This window comes from Methanobrevibacter sp., assembly GCF_045539575.1.
Taxonomy (GTDB): domain Archaea; phylum Methanobacteriota; class Methanobacteria; order Methanobacteriales; family Methanobacteriaceae; genus Methanocatella.
In genome coordinates this window covers 1-16,708 of record NZ_JAZQFM010000078.1, presented here as the reverse complement: position 1 = coordinate 16,708, position 16,708 = coordinate 1, and the positions used below count along the sequence as shown (strand labels likewise).

Sequence of the window (16,708 nt, the reverse complement as noted above, 5' to 3'; positions counted from 1 at the left end):
AATGGGTTTATTTGATAGATTTAAAAACAAGGATTCAAAAAAAGAGAAAAAGGACATTCCAAAAGAAATTGAAATCGATGAGGACCAGTTAATCCTAAAGGAGATTGCCGTCAATGCAAAGGACAGGACCGAAAGGGCTGTGGCTGCAGATAAAATCACAGACCAGTTCGTGGCATTGGACATTGCAAAAAACGTTAAGGACAGGGCTATCAGATTAATTGCCGTAAATAAAATCAAGGATGAAAATTTATTGTGGGATGCGGCCGAAAATTCAAAATTCTTTGACGTTAGAAGCTTTGCCTATGAAAGGTTAGGAGAAAACAACAAATCCATTGCAGAAATCGTAATCAACACCAAGAAAAACAGGAATGTTGATGAGATATTCAATAAAATCGTCGATGAGGAAACCCTAAAGGACATTGCAATAAATGCCATTGATAAAAATTACAGAAGACTGTCTCTTGAAAAAATTGAAAGTGAAGAAATATTGTATGATCTTGTTTTCAAGGCCAAGGATTCATCCATTAGAAAATCTGCAGTAAACAAGGACAAGTTTGTAAATGAGGATATCCTTAAAAAGGTGGCTATCGAAGATAAGGACGAGGGCGTTAAGATTGCTGCTGTCAAGAAAATCAAAAATGAGGACGTGCTGGCCAAAATCGCAATAAATGAGGAAAATGCAAAAATAAGGTCAATCATTTTCGGCAAGATTGATAATATAAACCTTTTAAGAAATATTGCAAGGGATTCTGAAAAGTCCGACGTTAAACTGGACATTATCAATAAGGTTGATGACAAGGAGCTATTGTCTGAACTTGCTTTAAATGATTCAGACAGCGTTGTTAGAAGCGAAGCGGTCAAAAAGATTGACGACAATGAGACATTGTTGAAAATCATCCGCTCAGATAAGGATCCTTTCGTTCGCCAGATTGCAGTCAAAAACCTGGATGACGCACAGGAGCTAATCAACATCGCATTGACCGATGATGACCAGTATGTAAGAAGCCATGCCATTTCAAATCCTGCATTGAGTGATGAGAAGGATTTCACATACGTTGCAGTCAATTCAACTTATGAGGATGTTGCCTTCGAGGCAATGGAACATGTCAGGGATGAGAAAAACTATATTGAAATATTGAAAAACGCCCAACTGGCAGAAGTGAGAAAATCAACATTGGACCACATTTCAGATTTGGAAACATTAATCAGAATTGTCTTGGCAAATGAGGATGAACAATTCTCCTTAAAAGCTTTAAATAAGATTAAAGTTGAAAAATGCCTGATAAAAATTTATGAACAGGGCATTTCAGAAAATATTTCAGTCAGGGCAGTATCGCTTGTCTCAAATCAGAAATTCTTAACAGATGTTGTCAAAAATGACGATTCATGGAGGGTTCGTGAAGCGGCCTGTAAAAAAATAGTAAGCAGGACAGTCCTAAAAGAAATTTCAATATCCGATGATAATGAATATGTAAGGGCTGTCGCTAAAAAGAGAATGAGTTTATAAGTAAAACTCAGGCTCTTTTCTTTCGCTGTTAGCAGCTTCAAATTCTGGTTTTTTAGCTTCAAATGCATCTCCTGTAAACATACGTGCATCTTCAGGGCAGATGTGGATACATGCAGTGCATCTTGAACACAGGTCGAGGTCAGTATCTACAGGATCATCATCAGGTATTGCCTTTTCAGGACAGATTGAAACGCAGTCATAGCAGAATGCGCAGAGTGTTTCATCACAGCCCACGACAAACGGAAGCTGTTTGTAGTCAACATACGGTTTGTTTCCAGGAATCTCGCTTTCTAAACTTTCTCCGGACTCTATTTTTTCTATACATTTTTCGGCAAATTCATTAATTTTTTCAATGTCTGCACTGTCAGGCCTTCCCTGCGCAACGCCGTCAAATATTGAGTGATGGCTTACTGTTGAAGCGGCTGCAACGACATTGAATCCGTTATCCTTAAGCAGTTCAACTGTTTCAAGCAATGAATCTGTGACATGTGCATTACCATAGTTTACAACTGCTATTGCAGGTGTGTTGTCTCCTTTGAATTTTGCCAGTCTTTCACGTCCGCTTTTTGGTATTCTTCCTGCAAAGACAGGCATTCCAACAATAGCTATATCATCAGCTGAAAATTTCTTATCTGAATTGAAGTTTAATAAGTCATATGTCTCTTTTTCATCTGTAAAATTGCCCGCAATCTGCTCAACCACTTTTTTGGTTGTTCCGGACGGGCTGAAATATATTTTCATAACTTTTGTCATACTCTCACCTTAATTAAATATTAATTATTGGGTAACTTAATTATTTCGTATAGGGATTTTTTCGTTACAATAGAAACAATTTAATATAATTAAGTTTATAAAAATAATTTGGTGATACGATGGAATTAATGAGAGAGCTATCTTTAGCACCAGGTGTTTCTGGCTCTGAAGAAGAAATAGCTAAAATTATTACACGTGAATTAGAAGATGTTGCTGATAAAATTGAAAAAGACAGTATGGGAAACCTTATTGCTACTAAAAAAGGTGAAAAAAAGGCTCCTACTGTAATGCTTGCAGCACATATGGATGAAATTGGTCTAATGGTTAGATACATTGACGATAACGGATTTATTAAATTCTCAAACATAGGTGGAATTAACGACCAAATGTTAATGAACCAAACTGTAACCATACACTCTTCTATTGGAGAACCAATTGTTGGTGTAATCGGTTCAAAACCGCCTCATGTAACAAAACCTGAAGAAAGAAACAAGGTTGTCAAATCTGACGACATGTTTATTGATATCGGTGCAAAAGACAAGGAAGATGCAGAAAAAATGGTCAGAATTGGAGATAAAATGACCTTCAATTCACTCTTCGAAGAATATCCAAACAACTTAATCATGGGTAAGGCTCTTGACAATCGTGTAGGCTGCTACGTAATGATGGAAGTTTTAAAAAGAGTAGATACCAGAGCTACCGTTTACGGTGTAGGTACAGTACAGGAAGAAGTAGGTTTAAAAGGAGCAAAAACTTCTGCATTCAAATTAAATCCTGATTTGGCTATTGCACTTGACGTAACCCTATCCGGTGACCACCCAGGAATCAAACCTGAAGAAGCACCAGTGGTAATGGGTAAAGGTCCAGCTATCATCTTGGCAGATGCAAGCGGAAGAGGTATTTTAACCCAGCAATCTGTTAAAGACATGCTTATCAAAGCTGGAGATGAAAACGAGATTCCATACCAGTTAGAAGTAAGTGACGGTGGAACAACTGACGGAACTGCAATTCACTTAACCCGTGAAGGAATTCCAACCGGTGTTTTATCTGTTCCTACTCGTTATATACACACTCCAGTAAGTGTATGTAGTATGGATGATATTGAAGCTACAATTCAATTGATTACTGAAGCTATAAACAATTTATAGATTATATTATTGTTTACTTTTCAAATGCTCTCCCACAAAATCCAACATTAAAGGGAGATAAAATATGAATATGAACAATAATACCATAATTGACGAATTTGCAAAAGCAAGGCGATTAAAAAAAGGTACAAAAGAACAGTACCAAATCGCCTTAAACTTTTACTCCAAATTCCAACAAAAACCATTATCAGAACTTTTAGAAGAAGCAGACAATGAAGAAGAACAAGGCATTCGATGGAAAAAACGCAAATTAAAACAACGTTTAATAAACTACCGAAACTATTTATACGAACATCATGTAAAAAGCACCGCCGACTTAAAATTTGCTTTAATCAAAACTTTCTACAAACACTATGAAATAGAAATACATGATTTACCCGCATTAAACAAGAAAAATATTAAACTGTCCGAACCATTAAAATTCAAAGATTTACCGGATAAAGAACTAATTAAAAAAGCATTAAAAATAGCAAACCCCTTAATGCGAGCCATAATATTATTTATGAGCAGTTCAGGTTGTGCAAGAGCAGAAACATTAAGTCTAACAGTACAAGATTATCTTGACGCTACCAGAGAGTATCATAATTCAAATGATATTGTAGAAGCAGTTAAAATAATGCATGATAAAGATATTGTACCTACATTCTACCTGAAACGAATTAAAACAAACAAATATTATTATACTTTTTGCAGTCCTGAAGCAAATCAGGAAATCATTAATTACTTGTTGTTGCGTGAAGATTTAGATAATGATAGACTTGATGAAATACCATTATTCAAGTGCAATACTGCTTATTTTGAAAGACATTTTGCTAAAATTAATAATACTTTGGATTTAGGTAAAATTGGAGCTCACAATAAATTCAAAAGCCACATTCTCCGTAAGTTTCATGCAACTAATTTATATAATGATAAAATGAGTTTGGAAGAGATTGATGCTTTGCAAGGTAGATCAAAAGAAGCAACTCATTCATCATATTTCACTGAAGACCCAAATAAGTTACGTGAGAAATATATTTTTCATTTAGATTGTTTGACTATAAATCTTGATGTAAATAATATGGATATTAAGTCTCCAGAGTATGTGGAGTTGGAGCAGAAGTATAACGAAAAAGAGTCTCAGTTTAATAATATCGAAGAGCGTTTATCAAGAATGGAAAAAATGTTCAGTGGTGTAGACCAAATGACAGATAATGAAATCTTAAATTTATTCGCTGGAAGGAAATCAAAGTAAAGTAAATTTTGTTGTGATTTTGAAAACGATTTAGGAAAATTTATAAGGATTTATAATTATAATTATGAATATAATTATAATTCCAAATTAATATGTTGGAAACTGTTTATAAATGGGGATTTTAATTATGAGTGATTCTGATTATAAAAAAAATTATTTAACTGAAGTTATTTTTAGAATAAATTTCTCAAATATTCTTAAATTAGCAGGGGATAATAAAGAGGCTGCAGATAAATTTCAAAAAGAAATTTTTGAAGAATTTCCCAATGTTCATTTTCAGTATAATAAGAATGTAAATATTCAAGTTGATATTAAAGAGGGTAACTCACAGAGCACAGTTGATGAGGGAGATTTAACTTGGATATTTTCCGATGAAAATAATTTTAAACAAGTTGAATTGAACTCTAAAAATTTAATTTTGGTTTATCATAAAGGAGCTTATAATGGTTTTGATAAATTTTTAAATGATGTTTCTGTATTATTAAGGGCGTTACGGTGGTATTCTCCATTTAAGGTAACTTTTTTAGGATTAAGATATATCAATCAGATTCACGAGGATATAATAAATGAAAAAAATATTAAAGAGTATATTAATAATGATTTAATTAATAATATTATATTTAATTTAAATGAAAATGAAAATTTTTCTCAATTGTTTAGCCGATTAGATTTATTGCAAGAAGACTATCACTTAACATTCCAATTTGGATTTTTTAATCCTAAATTCCCAGAAATAACTATTGAGAAAGATTTTATTTTAGATTATGATTGTAGATTAATTAAAGATGATTCAGTCAACTCTCAAAGAGATATCGAAATAGAATTAACTAATATGAACGAAATAATTAAAGAAAAATTTAATTATTCAATATCTGATAAATTAAGAAAGTTAATGGGGGGTAAAAATGACTCCGATTAGTAATAATCCTATTCTTTACTCAAGTGATTTTTTAGAAGGACATAAAGAAAATTATATTACGACTCCTTTTGTCAAAGATGAAGATAATGATTTGAATTTAGGGGTTTTTATTCATAATTACACTATAATTTATAATTTTATTATTGATAATGTTCTGGAGCAATATGATGAACTGGATTCATGTGAACTTTTTTATGAAGATGAAGAAGGTAATCCGTCTATAGAATATTATTTAAAATATGTTGGTGATTTATCTTTTAAGCAATTAAATAAATTAGATTATGAAATTTTAGAAAAAATAAATGATTTCTGTATTTCTTCTAAATTAGATGAGGAATTTGAGAATATGGATGTTTTTTTAGTTAGATGTGGGTAATTTAATGTTTGATGAATTTGATAATTTTCAACCTATTGATTTTTTAAATGTTGCAAAAGAATTATATTATAACTTAAATGAAGAAAATCCAAATATTTCTGCAATTAAAAGGGTTATTTATGGGAGAATTTATTATGCTACTTTCTTGTTTATTAGAGAATGGCTAATTGAAAATAAAGAGTATGTTTCTAATAATGATCATACAAATATCCCAAAAGCTTTTATATCAAAAGGTCCTTTTAATAGAGTTAGAAATAAACAGATTTCTAAAAATTTAAAACGTTTGAAAAAATTAAGGCATCAAGCAGATTATTTTATTTCACAACCTTCAGAAAATTCTCCATTATATGAAAAATGGATTCCTGATGATATTGATAGGGCTTTTGATATAGCAGAAGATATTTTTAATTCATTTCAAGTTAGATAAAATGGTAGTACTCAACCATTATTTCATATTCATTGTAGAATCTTAAGAATGCTCCTTGATTATCTTTGAATAATACTGTTACAGTATCATTTCCTTGACTCCATTTGTCACCAGTTGATGCTTGTTTCAATTCTGTCCATGTTATTGGTGTTTCTCCTACATAGAATAGTGGTTGTTCTTGGATTATTTCGAGGTTTTCGTTGATTGTTTTGTCGAGTGTTTTGTCGAGTAGTTCGTTTATGCTTTTGTAGTTGTTTTGTTTTTTGATTAGTTGCATTTTTTCGTTTAGGTCTTTTCTTATTTTTATGCTTGTGAATTCAGACATTTTATCTCTCCTGTTATTTATAAAAAATAAATTTATGGGATTAATATCCCAGAAATAAATATGATTACACATATTATGAATAGTGCAATTACAAGTTTGTTTTCATGGTTTTTGTATAAGAGTATTGCTAATATTATGAGTAATATTAGGTTTATTATTTGGATTATGCTCAACATTTTTTTCACCTCTGTTTATGTAAAAATTTAAATAAAAAAAATTATAAAAATTTAATTTGATGAGAGGGATATTATTTATCCCTCTTGTTTTCGACTTTTTCTAGTAGCCATATTATGATTGTTATTAAATTTAATATGGTACTAATTATATTTAACCAATCAATTTGTTTCACCTCCTCTAATATATTATATATACTCCATAGTATATAAAGATTTCTATTTTTAATTTTAAAAGTAGTGTTTAATTTTAGGGTAAAAAAACAGCAAATCCAAATTGTGAAAATAAACAATTTTTAGTTGTTGTTGTTGTTTCATTGTTTACAGAAAATCGCAAAAATACATGCCGTAAAGTTTACTAAAAACAACTTTTAACTAAACAATGTATAAAAAAATTAAATAATAAAGTTTAAATATTCATTTGGATAAAATTATAGAATAGAGTTTGGAAGCACACTAGTAAAAAAATCATTTATCTTAAAAAAATTACTTCTTTAAATTGTTATAATAAATTTATTATAATATTTAAGATAAAATAAATATTGAGGAAAATAAATGTGCGAACAAATGTGGATATGGAATAATTTACCTATTGTTCTAACTAATCATGCATGGGATAAATCAGCGGATATTGGTTTGAGCATGTGGGACATTATACAATTATTAGACTCAGCATCCTGGAGATTCAAGAGGAGTATCTTTATGTCCAAAAGGTAAAAAAGCTGCTAAAAATGAAGGGTTGTTGTTTGTTATTCATAATCATCCAAGTAATAATGCTTTACAATCAGAAGGAGACATTATAGGATTTGCAGAGTATAATGTGAAATATAATGTTGTTTTCACTGAAAATGAAGGATTATTTATTTTGAAAAATAATGGTGCGACAGAGGAAGATATTAAACAAGGATGGGACGATATTTATCAATTTATGTTTGAAAATTTTAAAGCGTCAAATTCTAATGAGTATTGGCATATAATTGATTTAGTAAATAATGCGGGATTGGATGATGATATGTATGATTCCATGATGTATGAAAAAGTTATTGGGCATATGTCTAATAATAAAAAGTTGAGTATTTCTGTTTATAAAGAGAAAATGGATATCCATAATGTGGGTGTATATCATATTGGACCATAAATTTTATATATTTTTTTAGTTATAATTATCTTTAATATAATGTAAATATAGGTGAGTTTTTCATGAATTCAATTCAATTTGATGGACCATTGAATACAAGTGAGTTAATTGCATTAGATTGTTTAATGGAAGATCTCTCTGAAGAAGGTAGAAATAATTATATCCAAAGATATAAAAATAATCATCCTGATAAGTGGGCAGCTTATGTAAATCATCGTGAGATTATGGGATATCCTAAGTTATAATATTTTTTATTATTTTGATTTTAACATTGTTATATTTGTTCGTTTGAATGTTGTCGAACATTATTTTTTTGTATAATAAACTATTTTTAGGAGTTAGTTCATATATCATATTGGTGGGAGTTAAAAAAGATATTATAATATGATATATAAACAATTTATAGCTACTCTTTTTTCTTTTTTTTAAAATTAGTTTTTAAATTTAAGTAAATGATAGATCATTTGAACCTATCATCGGATTTTTGTGATTTTGCTTTTTGGTGATTGGTTTCAAACCATCCTATTTTAAGCTCATCAATTGTATCCTCATATAGCTGAGGAACATATGGTTTGATATCCAAAAGAGGGGTGCCGTTTAAAACGTCAACATTTTCAATATGGACTGTGTTTCCTTCTACTTTATTGATTTTAACAACGCTCATTCCAATCCTGTTTGGTCTTTTTGGGGATCTTGTTGCAAAAACTCCATGGGTATCGTTGTCCATAAACGGCTTTACTTCAAGCATGTAACCTTCAACCTTGTGGAGCAGATAAATAATATGTATATGTGAAAATCCGTTCAGGTCTTTAAGCCCGTCAACAAATTTGTCCTTGATTTCGATTGTTCCCTTTATTCCTTTGGCACCAGTTGGCTGAATTGGCATTCCTTCAATTTCATTAAATTCAGTGTGGATTGTACCAATTGACTCGAGTTCGATATTCATAATTATTATTTTCCTTTTTATATTATTAAAATAATGTTATTATTTTTTGAGTTTTTTTTATTTTAGCAGTTGAAATATTTTTTTGATGGTTATCATTATGGAATTTCGATAAATTTTATAAAAATAGTATTTATTCGGTTTAAATTTGTATTTTCTGCTGTATTTAAATTATTTTTTAAAAATATTTATTTTAATATAGTTGTGTATAATTCAAAGGTTTTACCTTCACATTATCTGTATACTTTTTTATTGATTATATCGATATGAAGTATTTTCGGTAATCGATTTTAAAATCCTTTTTTAAATAAAATAAAAACATTTATATGTAATTCGATATAATATTATACTGTGAAAATATCTGGGGTTATTGATTTTTATATCAATATGTAATGAAAACTATAAGGAGATTATAAAATGGAACTTAGTGCAAGAAATCAATTAAAAGGAAAAATCACAAATGTTGACCTCGGTGCTGTTATGGCAAACATCAAAATTGAAGTAACCGAACCTAACACCATTACTGCAGTAATCACCAAAGAATCTGCTGAAAGATTAGGTTTAACTGAAGGTGACGATGTTACTGCAATTATCAAATCAACTGAAGTGATCATCGGAAAATAAGTTGGGAAATTGGGATTAAAATCCCAAAACTCCTAATAATAAAAAAATAGCGAAAATAACTACTGCTATTTTCAAAAGGGTTTTTAAGTGTTTTAATATTGCGTAAATAATGATTACCAATAAAACACATCTAATAATAAAAGCAAGGCTTAACAAACTTTATCCTCCTGCGAGGATAGTTTTTGTTCCTTCTTTTGATATTTCTTCTTTTTTGAATTCAACATCATATTTTACAGTTTCAATAACTTCTTTTAAAGCTTCAAGGGTTTCTCCCCTGTGATTGCCTAAAACTGCAACTAAAAATAACATGTCTCCTGTGTAGAACTCGCCGATGTAGTGAACGACGGATATTTCATTCACGTTGTATTTGATTTTGGCGTTTTCAACTATCTTTTCAATTTCTTTTTGAGTTTTATCCCTGTCAGGTGTGGTCAATATCAACTTTTCCAAGTTCATATTTTCCTCTTTTCCACGAACAATTCCCTCAAAGGTAAAAATAGCTCCGGAATAATCGACTTTACTGCTTTTTTTCAATTCAGCTATTAAATCAGCTGTTGTTACTTTATCTTCTTTTGCTTCTATGACTCTTACGACCATTTGAACCTCTCCAATAAGTATTATGTTTTCATGTTATATAACTATTGTTATATGTCACTAATTTCTTTAATAGATAAGTTTTTAATTCTTTCAATTCCTTTAATTTCTGAAATGACCTCTGCAGTTGCGCTAGGCACTAGCTCTCTCCAGTCTTCATCCTCAATAATTCTGCGCCTTACCTCTGTTCCGGATAAGTGCAGTCTGTCATAAAGAGGAGGCTGTCTGACTTCATAGCCCTCTTCTGAAAATAGCTGTTTGACTAAAGGATTTCCTGAATAGACTATGGAAAATGGGGGAGTCAACATTTTAACATGTGCCGCCCAGATTGCATTGAAATTAATGTCCTGCATTGGAATGATGTAATATCTGCTTGGATCAACACCCGCATCAGCCAATGCCTGACTAATCATGACGATCCTCTCACCTGCGGTAAACGGGTCTTTCAGCTCATGGCTTAGCTGTGCGCTTCCGATTCCGAGGATAATTTCATCCACTTCTTCCAAAATCTTATTGATTACCTGCATATGTCCGTTATGGACAGGCTGCATTCTTCCAATTAATATTCCTCGAACTTTTTGCATTCAAATCACGCTATGGATTTAATCTATCTAAACTGTTTACTAATTTTTCTGCGGTTTCTTGTTTTTCACTTAAACTATTTGTAATGGATGTTTCAATTAAAATAGTTGGAATTCCTTGGTTTGCTATAGGCATTGTAACCTTTTCAGGGCTTGTACCTTCTGTAAAGTTAAAGTCAACAATGCCGACGTCTTCTGTAATATTATTGATATAATTATTTATTTCTGGTGTTCTGTTTGATAAACTGAATAGGAAATTAGAATACTCATAAATCGGATCTATTTCATGGACGTCAACAACAAGGAACGGTTTGTCTTTAGCCATATTCGGAACAATAAACTTGTGGGACAGCTCTTCACCGGCGGCCCTTGTATCGTCACGTGAAGTCAGGTTATCCTTGACCTGAACATAATATATTACATATTTCTTGGTCAGGTTGTGGTCTCCGTTTTCACCTGTGATATTATATATTGTTCTGTTGACGGCTTCATGAATTTCATGTTCCCTTGGATGAACTCCTAAAATAATCCCTACTGTGTCATCTGAAGAAGGATTGCCTGCAACAATCTTATAAACAGTTCCATTGGCATTTTTACCAACTTCAGTGGCGTTGTATATATTGTCTGTATTATTTGCTGTCAGTAGGATTGCCACATTGAATACGACAATAACTACCAAAACCAACAGCAATAATTCATACTGGGTTTTTTTATTCATAAATTATACCTAATTCATTTTTATATTTGATTATTGTTTTTATTACTTAAAATACTTTTTTAAAGAAAATAAACATTTATAAAAGACTTTTGACAAAATATTTATATTAACAAATTATGGAGTTTTCATAATGGAAAATAAAAATATAATTATAATTTTGGTGGCCGTTATTGCAGTTATTGCAATAGTCGGAGTAATTTTTACCACTGGAATATTGAACGGAAATGACAATCAGGCAACTTCAAATTTCAAAACAGAGTTTATGGAAGGCCGTTTCACTGGTGATGTCAGTCTGGTAAATGATACACATGCATATATGCATTCCTATGAGGACAAGCAACATCACATTACCTACAATATTTCAACAGTGGACAACTCTACAGCATTGATGAAAATATATCAATTTCAGGGTGTTTCAAATCCTGAAAAAAGGACATATAATGGAAATGACTGGAATATTTACTTCACTCAGGCAATACCTGGAAATGACTCCAACAGCACTTCAGACAATACCATGAGTATTGTAATATGTCAATCCCAAGGTGAAAAACAGGGATACCTGATTTATGCAATCTTTGGCGCTGACACTGATGTAAATTCCACAACCACTGCATTTGGTGAAGGTTACGCTGATTACATAGAGCCTATGCTTAAATCCATTACATTGAAGGAAAGTAAAGATGTTCCGAAAATTAATGAGGAATTCGGTTTGTCCGAAGATGAATTTGCCCAGCAGATGGAATTGATTCGTCAATTTAATGCAGGAAACAGATCCGCTTTAGAAGGTGCTCAATAGTGAGGATTACAGTTTTTCACGCAAATGAATGCGACAGAAAAAAATGCACATCCATAAAAATGGAGAAAATGGGAAAATGCAGGTTAGTCTATGACATCAACAAAATCCCATCCGGTGCAATTGTTTTGAATCCATATGCTGAAAAAGCTGTATCATATGAGGACTATAGGTATGTTCAAAGAAGAGGAGTTGTAGGACTTGACTGTTCCTGGAATGAGGTGTCAAGTTCTAAAAAATTCTTTTCTTTATCAAAATATCACAGATCCTTGCCTTTCTTAATTGCAACAAATCCTGTAAATTATGGAAAACCCTGCATTTTGTCAACTGTGGAAGCTATTAGTGCTACACTGTACATCACTCGCTTTAAGGATGAAGCATGTGATTTGATGAACGGTTTTAAGTGGGGACATACATTTCTGGAATTGAATCATGACCTGCTTGAGGCCTACAGTGAAGTGAATACCAGTGCTGAAGTCGTTAACGTTCAAAATGAGTTTTTGGCCGAGAGGGGTATAAATTCTTCTGAGGATTGATTTGAATTTTTTAATATTTATTAAAAAGGAATAATTTCATGATTTAAGGGGATTTTAACTAAACATTTAAATACTATTAAGTTAAAATAATTAATTAATAGTTATGAATGCTGATTTAATTTCATAACAATTTATTATTACTAAATTTTCATGATTATAGGAGGAGTTATTAATGGCAAGATTTGAAGTAGCAGAAAACAGAATGTTCAATGTAAAAATCTGCTTAAAATGTAATGCTCGTAACCCTGCTGGTGCAACTACTTGCAGAAAATGTGGTTACAGAGGTTTAAGATACAAAGCAAAAGAACCAAGAGGATAGACATATTCTCTTTATCTTTTAACTATTTTTTTTATTTTATTTCTAATTTTTATAACAATAATATTAATATATCATTTTTAACAAACTATTTTTTATGAAAGATGTTGAAAATTACATTCGCGATATATTAAAAACAAGAAAAATTCATTTTACTTTAATCGATCCTGATGAACAAACTCCAGAAGAAGCCTTGGAAATTGCTACACAAGCTATTGAAGGTGGAACTGACGGAATCATGATTGGAGGATCCACTGTTAATGGTGATGATGTAGATAACACATGTAAAATATTGTCAGAAAATATTGCTGTTCCTATTATCATTTTCCCTGGAAATACCAGCAGTGTAAGTAAATATGCTGACGCTATTTTCTATATGAGCTATGTCAATTCTAGAAATTCATACTGGATTAACGGCGCTCAGGCATTGGCTGCACCTGCAGTAAAAGCTTCCGGAATGGAAATCCTGTCCATGCATTATATGGTAGTATCCCCTGGTGGAACAGTAGGATGGGTTGGAGATGCTAATTTAGTGCCTAGAAACAAACCGAAAATACCTGCAGTTTATGCAATGTCTGCTGAACTTTTCGGAATCAAATTCTTCTATCTTGAAGCAGGTTCAGGTGCTGAAGAACCGATTCCAGCTGAAATGATTGCATACTCCAAAAAAGCCGCTCCTAAAAACATTTTAGTTGTGGGCGGAGGAATCCGTGACGGCAAAGCGGCATACATGGCAGCTAAAGCTGGAGGAGACATCATCGTAACAGGTACTGTTGTAGAAGAAGTGGATGATGTTCAAGCTAAAATTCAAGAATTAACCGGAGCTATTAAAAAAGCTTCACTAGAGTAGTCATCAACTGCTCTCTCTATATTTTTTTATACACCATTCAACCAAATAATATTAGGAGATATTATGTTAAATTCACTATATGAAAAAGCCATCGCTAAAAGGGGATTTATCCACCCTATAGAATCGGAAACCGATATTGAATCACTGCTTGAAGGCAGATGGTTTGACAGGCAAATCGGTGAAAGTTCCGATGATTTTATTATTGCGGCAGGAGACGGAAGCTTCAACAAGAAGAAATTCCTCACAACTAATTTCTGCGCAGTGGGTGCTGAATCCATAATTTATGATGGTGAAATCAAAAAAATTGATGATTCCGATATTTTCGATATTGGACATGTTTCTTTTTTGGATGAACTTTTAGGAAATTACATGGCAGTTTATGAGCTGAAATGCGCCCTAAGAGCTATAAAAGAATATAATGTTGACTATTACATGTTCGACGGGTCCATTTTGGGAGACCTTCAGAATGCTTTTCCAAGAAGTGCAAAACTGCCGGATAAGATTAGAAACCACCTGGATGACACTCTTTTAAACGAGTTTGAAAGAAGATTAAGCAAAAATCCCTATGGATTGGCATTTCCGGACATTAGGGATACATTTAATTTGATGGAACTTCCAAAATCAGAAAACTCAAATAAAATAGAGGAGTATAATTTGCATTTGGCATCCATTGAAAAGATAATCCTTCTTAGGGAAATCCTGCAGTACAGAAAAAAGATAATTTCCATTTCAAAAACCTCATCCGATAATGCACTGTTCCATTGGAATATTCCGGATATTGCGTTTTTGGATAAGAACACTCAAAAGCAGGGCATGTCCAGAATTGATGATGAGAGAAGAGTTCATCCGAATGCGGCATTTCCATATTATAATGATTTTTTCAAGGGCATAACATTCACAGTATTTTATGTAAGGCTTCAGGACAACAAGAATGTGTTGAAAGTGGAATTGCCTTACAGGGCTTCTAAAAGTGATGTTTTTGAAATCATAAGAAAAATTAATGTATTGTCCGTTCAGGGATATCCGTATTTGCTCAATAAAGCGCACAATGATGTTGTAATTACAGATAGAAATATTAAGGAATTGTTAAAGATAGCTAAGATTTATGAAACAACAAACAGGGAAGTGATGTCATGGTAGTAGGAATTTGTGTTGGGGAAACCTCACTTACAGAAGTTACATTCATCTCAGACAAGATGCCAAAAGTTGGAGAATATGTCACAATAGAATATGATGACAAACAGATTTTAGGAATGATTGAAAATCTAATTCGTGGAAATGATGCTTTAAACGTCGACATTAACGATTTTAAAGCTATTCAGAAAATCTCAAGCATTGGCGTTGAAGACAACTATATCAGGGGCAAAGTAAAAATCCTGGGTGACATCAACGATAACTTAAGGCTGCCAAGAACACCTGTGCTTCCGGGAACTGAAATAAGATTGGCGGACAGTGAAATCCTAAAGGAAATATTCAAAGTAAACAATCCTTTAAAATTGGGTTGTCTTGTAAATCAAAGCGATGTTGAAGTTAATGTGGACGCCAATCCGATATTGTCAAGACATCTGGCAATATTGGCTATGACTGGTGCAGGTAAATCAAATACTGTGTCTGTTCTCATAGATCAGTTACTGGGATATAGCGTTCCTGTTTTTGTATTTGATATGCATGGTGAGTATAAGGATGCCAAATTTCCAAATGGGGATGTTAATGTGATTTCACCAAAAATCAACCCTAGTCATATGGCATTTAATGAAATCAGAAGACTGGTTAATATTCCATCAAACGGTTATATTCAGGAAAGACATTTCAGAAAAGCGTTTAAGCAGGCCAAATCAATGCTTCAGGATGGAAAGGCAACTACAAATAACTTCCTGCAGGTAATGTATGATATTTTATATGTCTGGTCACAGGAAGAGGGTTCAGACAGGCAAATTGTTGATGTGATGAACAAAATTGATGATTCAATGGACAGGTATTCCAATCTATTCGATAAGAATGTATCAAACATTTTATCAACAATTAAAGCGGGCTATGTTAATGTACTTGATTTAAGCCAGGTCGACGAGTCTGTAGCAAGTGTTCTTGTAAGTCATATCTTAAGAAATTCACTTCAAAGGTCCAAGGATGCCGCTCACAGTGACAATAAGCAGGAATTGCTGGACAATTCAGTCTTTTTCATTTTAGAGGAGGCTCATATTTTAGCTCCAAACAAACGTGACTCCGATTCTAAAAGATGGATTCAGAGAGTTGCAAGAGAAGGGCGTAAATTCGGTCTGGGCTTATGTCTGGTAAGTCAGTCTCCAAAGACTGTTGACCATGATGCTCTTTCACAGATGAATAACATGATTATATTAAGGCTTGTCGAGCCTGAAGATCAGAGACATGTTCAATCAGCGAGTGAAAGCCTGTCACAGGATCTGGTAAATCAGCTTCCGTCCCTGAATGTCGGTGAAGCCATTGTTCTTGGTTTAATGACCAAGGTGCCGACACTGGTTAAGATTGACGAGTTCAGGGGCCGCCGTCACGGTGATGATATGGATATCGTATCTCACTTTAAAAACATTAAGGAGCGTAAGGCTGAAGAGCTTAAACGCCAGGAACAGGAAACTCTTGACATGGGATATGATTATTAATATCCCAAATAATTTATTTTTTCAAATCAATATTGATTTAGCGTTATAATATTGTACAGAGCAATATAGAAACTTTTTTATAGAATTTAATCAATATAATTAATTGAATTTCAAATT

22 protein-coding genes are annotated in these 16,708 nt (G+C 32.4%); 16 read left to right on the top strand and 6 right to left on the bottom strand.

Annotation, left to right across the window (positions count from 1 at the left end; all coding sequences use genetic code 11):
- Position 1 precedes the first annotated feature (1 nt).
- Positions 2–1,507: a HEAT repeat domain-containing protein gene (locus ACKI30_RS10140; protein ID WP_407412138.1), complete on the top strand. Its 1,506-nt coding sequence runs from the start codon at positions 2–4 to the stop codon at positions 1,505–1,507.
- Here the strand turns inward: ACKI30_RS10140 and ACKI30_RS10135 are convergent.
- Positions 1,502–2,260 (bottom strand): ferredoxin, encoded by a 759-nt coding sequence (locus ACKI30_RS10135; protein WP_407412136.1) that lies wholly within the window; start codon positions 2,258–2,260, stop codon positions 1,502–1,504. The genes ACKI30_RS10140 and ACKI30_RS10135 overlap by 6 nt on opposite strands.
- Positions 2,261–2,379: 119 nt before the next feature.
- Between ACKI30_RS10135 and ACKI30_RS10130 the strand changes: the two genes are divergently transcribed.
- The 5 genes from ACKI30_RS10130 to ACKI30_RS10110 all read left to right on the top strand — a co-directional run bounded on the left by ACKI30_RS10130 (position 2,380) and on the right by ACKI30_RS10110 (position 6,364).
- On the top strand, positions 2,380–3,408 hold the full coding sequence (locus ACKI30_RS10130; protein ID WP_407412134.1) for a M42 family metallopeptidase: 1,029 nt from the start codon (positions 2,380–2,382) through the stop codon (positions 3,406–3,408).
- A gap of 64 nt (positions 3,409–3,472) precedes the next feature.
- Positions 3,473–4,642, top strand: a complete 1,170-nt coding sequence (locus tag ACKI30_RS10125; protein ID WP_407412132.1) for a tyrosine-type recombinase/integrase — start codon at positions 3,473–3,475, stop codon at positions 4,640–4,642.
- A gap of 127 nt (positions 4,643–4,769) precedes the next feature.
- Positions 4,770–5,561, top strand: a complete 792-nt coding sequence (locus ACKI30_RS10120) for a TIGR04255 family protein (RefSeq protein WP_407412130.1) — start codon at positions 4,770–4,772, stop codon at positions 5,559–5,561.
- Complete coding sequence (locus ACKI30_RS10115) at positions 5,548–5,937, top strand: hypothetical protein (protein ID WP_407412128.1); 390 nt, start codon at positions 5,548–5,550, stop codon at positions 5,935–5,937. Before ACKI30_RS10120 ends, ACKI30_RS10115 begins: the two co-directional genes overlap by 14 nt.
- A 4-nt stretch (positions 5,938–5,941) precedes the next feature.
- Positions 5,942–6,364, top strand: coding sequence for a hypothetical protein (locus tag ACKI30_RS10110; RefSeq protein WP_407412126.1), 423 nt, complete (start codon positions 5,942–5,944; stop codon positions 6,362–6,364).
- Here ACKI30_RS10110 and ACKI30_RS10105 read toward each other — a convergent pair.
- Positions 6,357–6,641, bottom strand: a complete 285-nt coding sequence (locus ACKI30_RS10105; protein ID WP_407412124.1) for a hypothetical protein — start codon at positions 6,639–6,641, stop codon at positions 6,357–6,359. The genes ACKI30_RS10110 and ACKI30_RS10105 overlap by 8 nt on opposite strands.
- Before the next feature lie 776 nt (positions 6,642–7,417).
- Here ACKI30_RS10105 and ACKI30_RS10100 point away from each other — a divergent pair.
- From ACKI30_RS10100 to ACKI30_RS10090, 3 genes are all read left to right on the top strand, one after another.
- Positions 7,418–7,579 carry a hypothetical protein gene (locus tag ACKI30_RS10100; RefSeq protein WP_407412122.1) on the top strand — a complete coding sequence of 54 codons (162 nt, stop codon included), beginning with the start codon at positions 7,418–7,420 and terminating at the stop codon, positions 7,577–7,579.
- Positions 7,580–7,601: 22 nt separating this feature from the next.
- On the top strand, positions 7,602–8,000 hold the full coding sequence (locus tag ACKI30_RS10095) for a hypothetical protein (RefSeq protein WP_407412120.1): 399 nt from the start codon (positions 7,602–7,604) through the stop codon (positions 7,998–8,000).
- Positions 8,001–8,062: 62 nt separating this feature from the next.
- Positions 8,063–8,245, top strand: coding sequence for a hypothetical protein (locus ACKI30_RS10090; RefSeq protein WP_407412118.1), 183 nt, complete (start codon positions 8,063–8,065; stop codon positions 8,243–8,245).
- A gap of 215 nt (positions 8,246–8,460) precedes the next feature.
- Here the strand turns inward: ACKI30_RS10090 and tsaA are convergent, their stop codons facing one another.
- Positions 8,461–8,946: a tRNA (N6-threonylcarbamoyladenosine(37)-N6)-methyltransferase TrmO gene (tsaA, locus tag ACKI30_RS10085; protein WP_407412116.1), complete on the bottom strand. Its 486-nt coding sequence runs from the start codon at positions 8,944–8,946 to the stop codon at positions 8,461–8,463.
- 414 nt (positions 8,947–9,360) lie between these two features.
- Between tsaA and ACKI30_RS10080 the strand changes: the two genes are divergently transcribed.
- Positions 9,361–9,567 (top strand): TOBE domain-containing protein, encoded by a 207-nt coding sequence (locus tag ACKI30_RS10080; RefSeq protein WP_330009776.1) that lies wholly within the window; start codon positions 9,361–9,363, stop codon positions 9,565–9,567.
- 159 nt (positions 9,568–9,726) lie between these two features.
- Here the strand turns inward: ACKI30_RS10080 and ACKI30_RS10075 are convergent, their stop codons facing one another.
- From ACKI30_RS10075 to ACKI30_RS10065, 3 genes are read right to left on the bottom strand one after another with little or no spacing between them, the layout of a single operon-like run.
- Complete coding sequence (locus ACKI30_RS10075) at positions 9,727–10,164, bottom strand: molybdenum cofactor biosynthesis protein MoaE (protein WP_295162651.1); 438 nt, start codon at positions 10,162–10,164, stop codon at positions 9,727–9,729.
- Between the two features lie 47 nt (positions 10,165–10,211).
- Complete coding sequence (locus tag ACKI30_RS10070) at positions 10,212–10,745, bottom strand: nicotinamide-nucleotide adenylyltransferase (RefSeq protein WP_407412113.1); 534 nt, start codon at positions 10,743–10,745, stop codon at positions 10,212–10,214.
- A gap of 10 nt (positions 10,746–10,755) precedes the next feature.
- Positions 10,756–11,460: a hypothetical protein gene (locus ACKI30_RS10065; protein ID WP_407412111.1), complete on the bottom strand. Its 705-nt coding sequence runs from the start codon at positions 11,458–11,460 to the stop codon at positions 10,756–10,758.
- A 130-nt stretch (positions 11,461–11,590) separates the two neighbouring features.
- Here ACKI30_RS10065 and ACKI30_RS10060 point away from each other — a divergent pair, with 130 nt between their 5' ends.
- The 6 genes from ACKI30_RS10060 to ACKI30_RS10035 all read left to right on the top strand — a co-directional run bounded on the left by ACKI30_RS10060 (position 11,591) and on the right by ACKI30_RS10035 (position 16,591).
- A complete protein-coding gene (locus tag ACKI30_RS10060) occupies positions 11,591–12,256 on the top strand; it encodes a hypothetical protein (protein ID WP_407412109.1) in 666 nt (221 codons plus the stop codon).
- The gene (locus tag ACKI30_RS10055) at positions 12,256–12,789 is read left to right on the top strand and encodes a DUF367 family protein (RefSeq protein ID WP_407412107.1); all 534 of its coding nucleotides are present in this window, start codon (positions 12,256–12,258) and stop codon (positions 12,787–12,789) included. Before ACKI30_RS10060 ends, ACKI30_RS10055 begins: the two co-directional genes overlap by 1 nt.
- A 172-nt stretch (positions 12,790–12,961) precedes the next feature.
- Positions 12,962–13,108, top strand: a complete 147-nt coding sequence (locus ACKI30_RS10050) for a 50S ribosomal protein L40e (protein WP_407412105.1) — start codon at positions 12,962–12,964, stop codon at positions 13,106–13,108.
- 94 nt (positions 13,109–13,202) lie between these two features.
- Positions 13,203–13,955, top strand: coding sequence for a geranylgeranylglyceryl/heptaprenylglyceryl phosphate synthase (locus ACKI30_RS10045; RefSeq protein ID WP_407412103.1), 753 nt, complete (start codon positions 13,203–13,205; stop codon positions 13,953–13,955).
- A 63-nt stretch (positions 13,956–14,018) separates the two neighbouring features.
- Positions 14,019–15,095 (top strand): DNA double-strand break repair nuclease NurA, encoded by a 1,077-nt coding sequence (locus tag ACKI30_RS10040; RefSeq protein WP_407412101.1) that lies wholly within the window; start codon positions 14,019–14,021, stop codon positions 15,093–15,095.
- A complete protein-coding gene (locus ACKI30_RS10035; protein WP_407412099.1) occupies positions 15,089–16,591 on the top strand; it encodes a helicase HerA-like domain-containing protein in 1,503 nt (500 codons plus the stop codon). Before ACKI30_RS10040 ends, ACKI30_RS10035 begins: the two co-directional genes overlap by 7 nt.
- The last annotated feature ends 117 nt before the right edge of the window (positions 16,592–16,708 follow it).

Coding starts and splice junctions, on each gene's coding strand:
- ACKI30_RS10140 (WP_407412138.1), top strand. CDS start 2: ATGGGTTTATTTGATAGATTTAAAAACAAGGATTCAAAAAAAGAGAAA.
- ACKI30_RS10135 (WP_407412136.1), bottom strand. CDS start 2,260: ATGACAAAAGTTATGAAAATATATTTCAGCCCGTCCGGAACAACCAAA.
- ACKI30_RS10130 (WP_407412134.1), top strand. CDS start 2,380: ATGGAATTAATGAGAGAGCTATCTTTAGCACCAGGTGTTTCTGGCTCT.
- ACKI30_RS10125 (WP_407412132.1), top strand. CDS start 3,473: ATGAATATGAACAATAATACCATAATTGACGAATTTGCAAAAGCAAGG.
- ACKI30_RS10120 (WP_407412130.1), top strand. CDS start 4,770: ATGAGTGATTCTGATTATAAAAAAAATTATTTAACTGAAGTTATTTTT.
- ACKI30_RS10115 (WP_407412128.1), top strand. CDS start 5,548: ATGACTCCGATTAGTAATAATCCTATTCTTTACTCAAGTGATTTTTTA.
- ACKI30_RS10110 (WP_407412126.1), top strand. CDS start 5,942: ATGTTTGATGAATTTGATAATTTTCAACCTATTGATTTTTTAAATGTT.
- ACKI30_RS10105 (WP_407412124.1), bottom strand. CDS start 6,641: ATGCAACTAATCAAAAAACAAAACAACTACAAAAGCATAAACGAACTA.
- ACKI30_RS10100 (WP_407412122.1), top strand. CDS start 7,418: ATGTGCGAACAAATGTGGATATGGAATAATTTACCTATTGTTCTAACT.
- ACKI30_RS10090 (WP_407412118.1), top strand. CDS start 8,063: ATGAATTCAATTCAATTTGATGGACCATTGAATACAAGTGAGTTAATT.
- tsaA (WP_407412116.1), bottom strand. CDS start 8,946: ATGAATATCGAACTCGAGTCAATTGGTACAATCCACACTGAATTTAAT.
- ACKI30_RS10080 (WP_330009776.1), top strand. CDS start 9,361: ATGGAACTTAGTGCAAGAAATCAATTAAAAGGAAAAATCACAAATGTT.
- ACKI30_RS10075 (WP_295162651.1), bottom strand. CDS start 10,164: ATGGTCGTAAGAGTCATAGAAGCAAAAGAAGATAAAGTAACAACAGCT.
- ACKI30_RS10070 (WP_407412113.1), bottom strand. CDS start 10,745: ATGCAAAAAGTTCGAGGAATATTAATTGGAAGAATGCAGCCTGTCCAT.
- ACKI30_RS10065 (WP_407412111.1), bottom strand. CDS start 11,460: ATGAATAAAAAAACCCAGTATGAATTATTGCTGTTGGTTTTGGTAGTT.
- ACKI30_RS10060 (WP_407412109.1), top strand. CDS start 11,591: ATGGAAAATAAAAATATAATTATAATTTTGGTGGCCGTTATTGCAGTT.
- ACKI30_RS10050 (WP_407412105.1), top strand. CDS start 12,962: ATGGCAAGATTTGAAGTAGCAGAAAACAGAATGTTCAATGTAAAAATC.
- ACKI30_RS10045 (WP_407412103.1), top strand. CDS start 13,203: ATGAAAGATGTTGAAAATTACATTCGCGATATATTAAAAACAAGAAAA.
- ACKI30_RS10040 (WP_407412101.1), top strand. CDS start 14,019: ATGTTAAATTCACTATATGAAAAAGCCATCGCTAAAAGGGGATTTATC.
- ACKI30_RS10035 (WP_407412099.1), top strand. CDS start 15,089: ATGGTAGTAGGAATTTGTGTTGGGGAAACCTCACTTACAGAAGTTACA.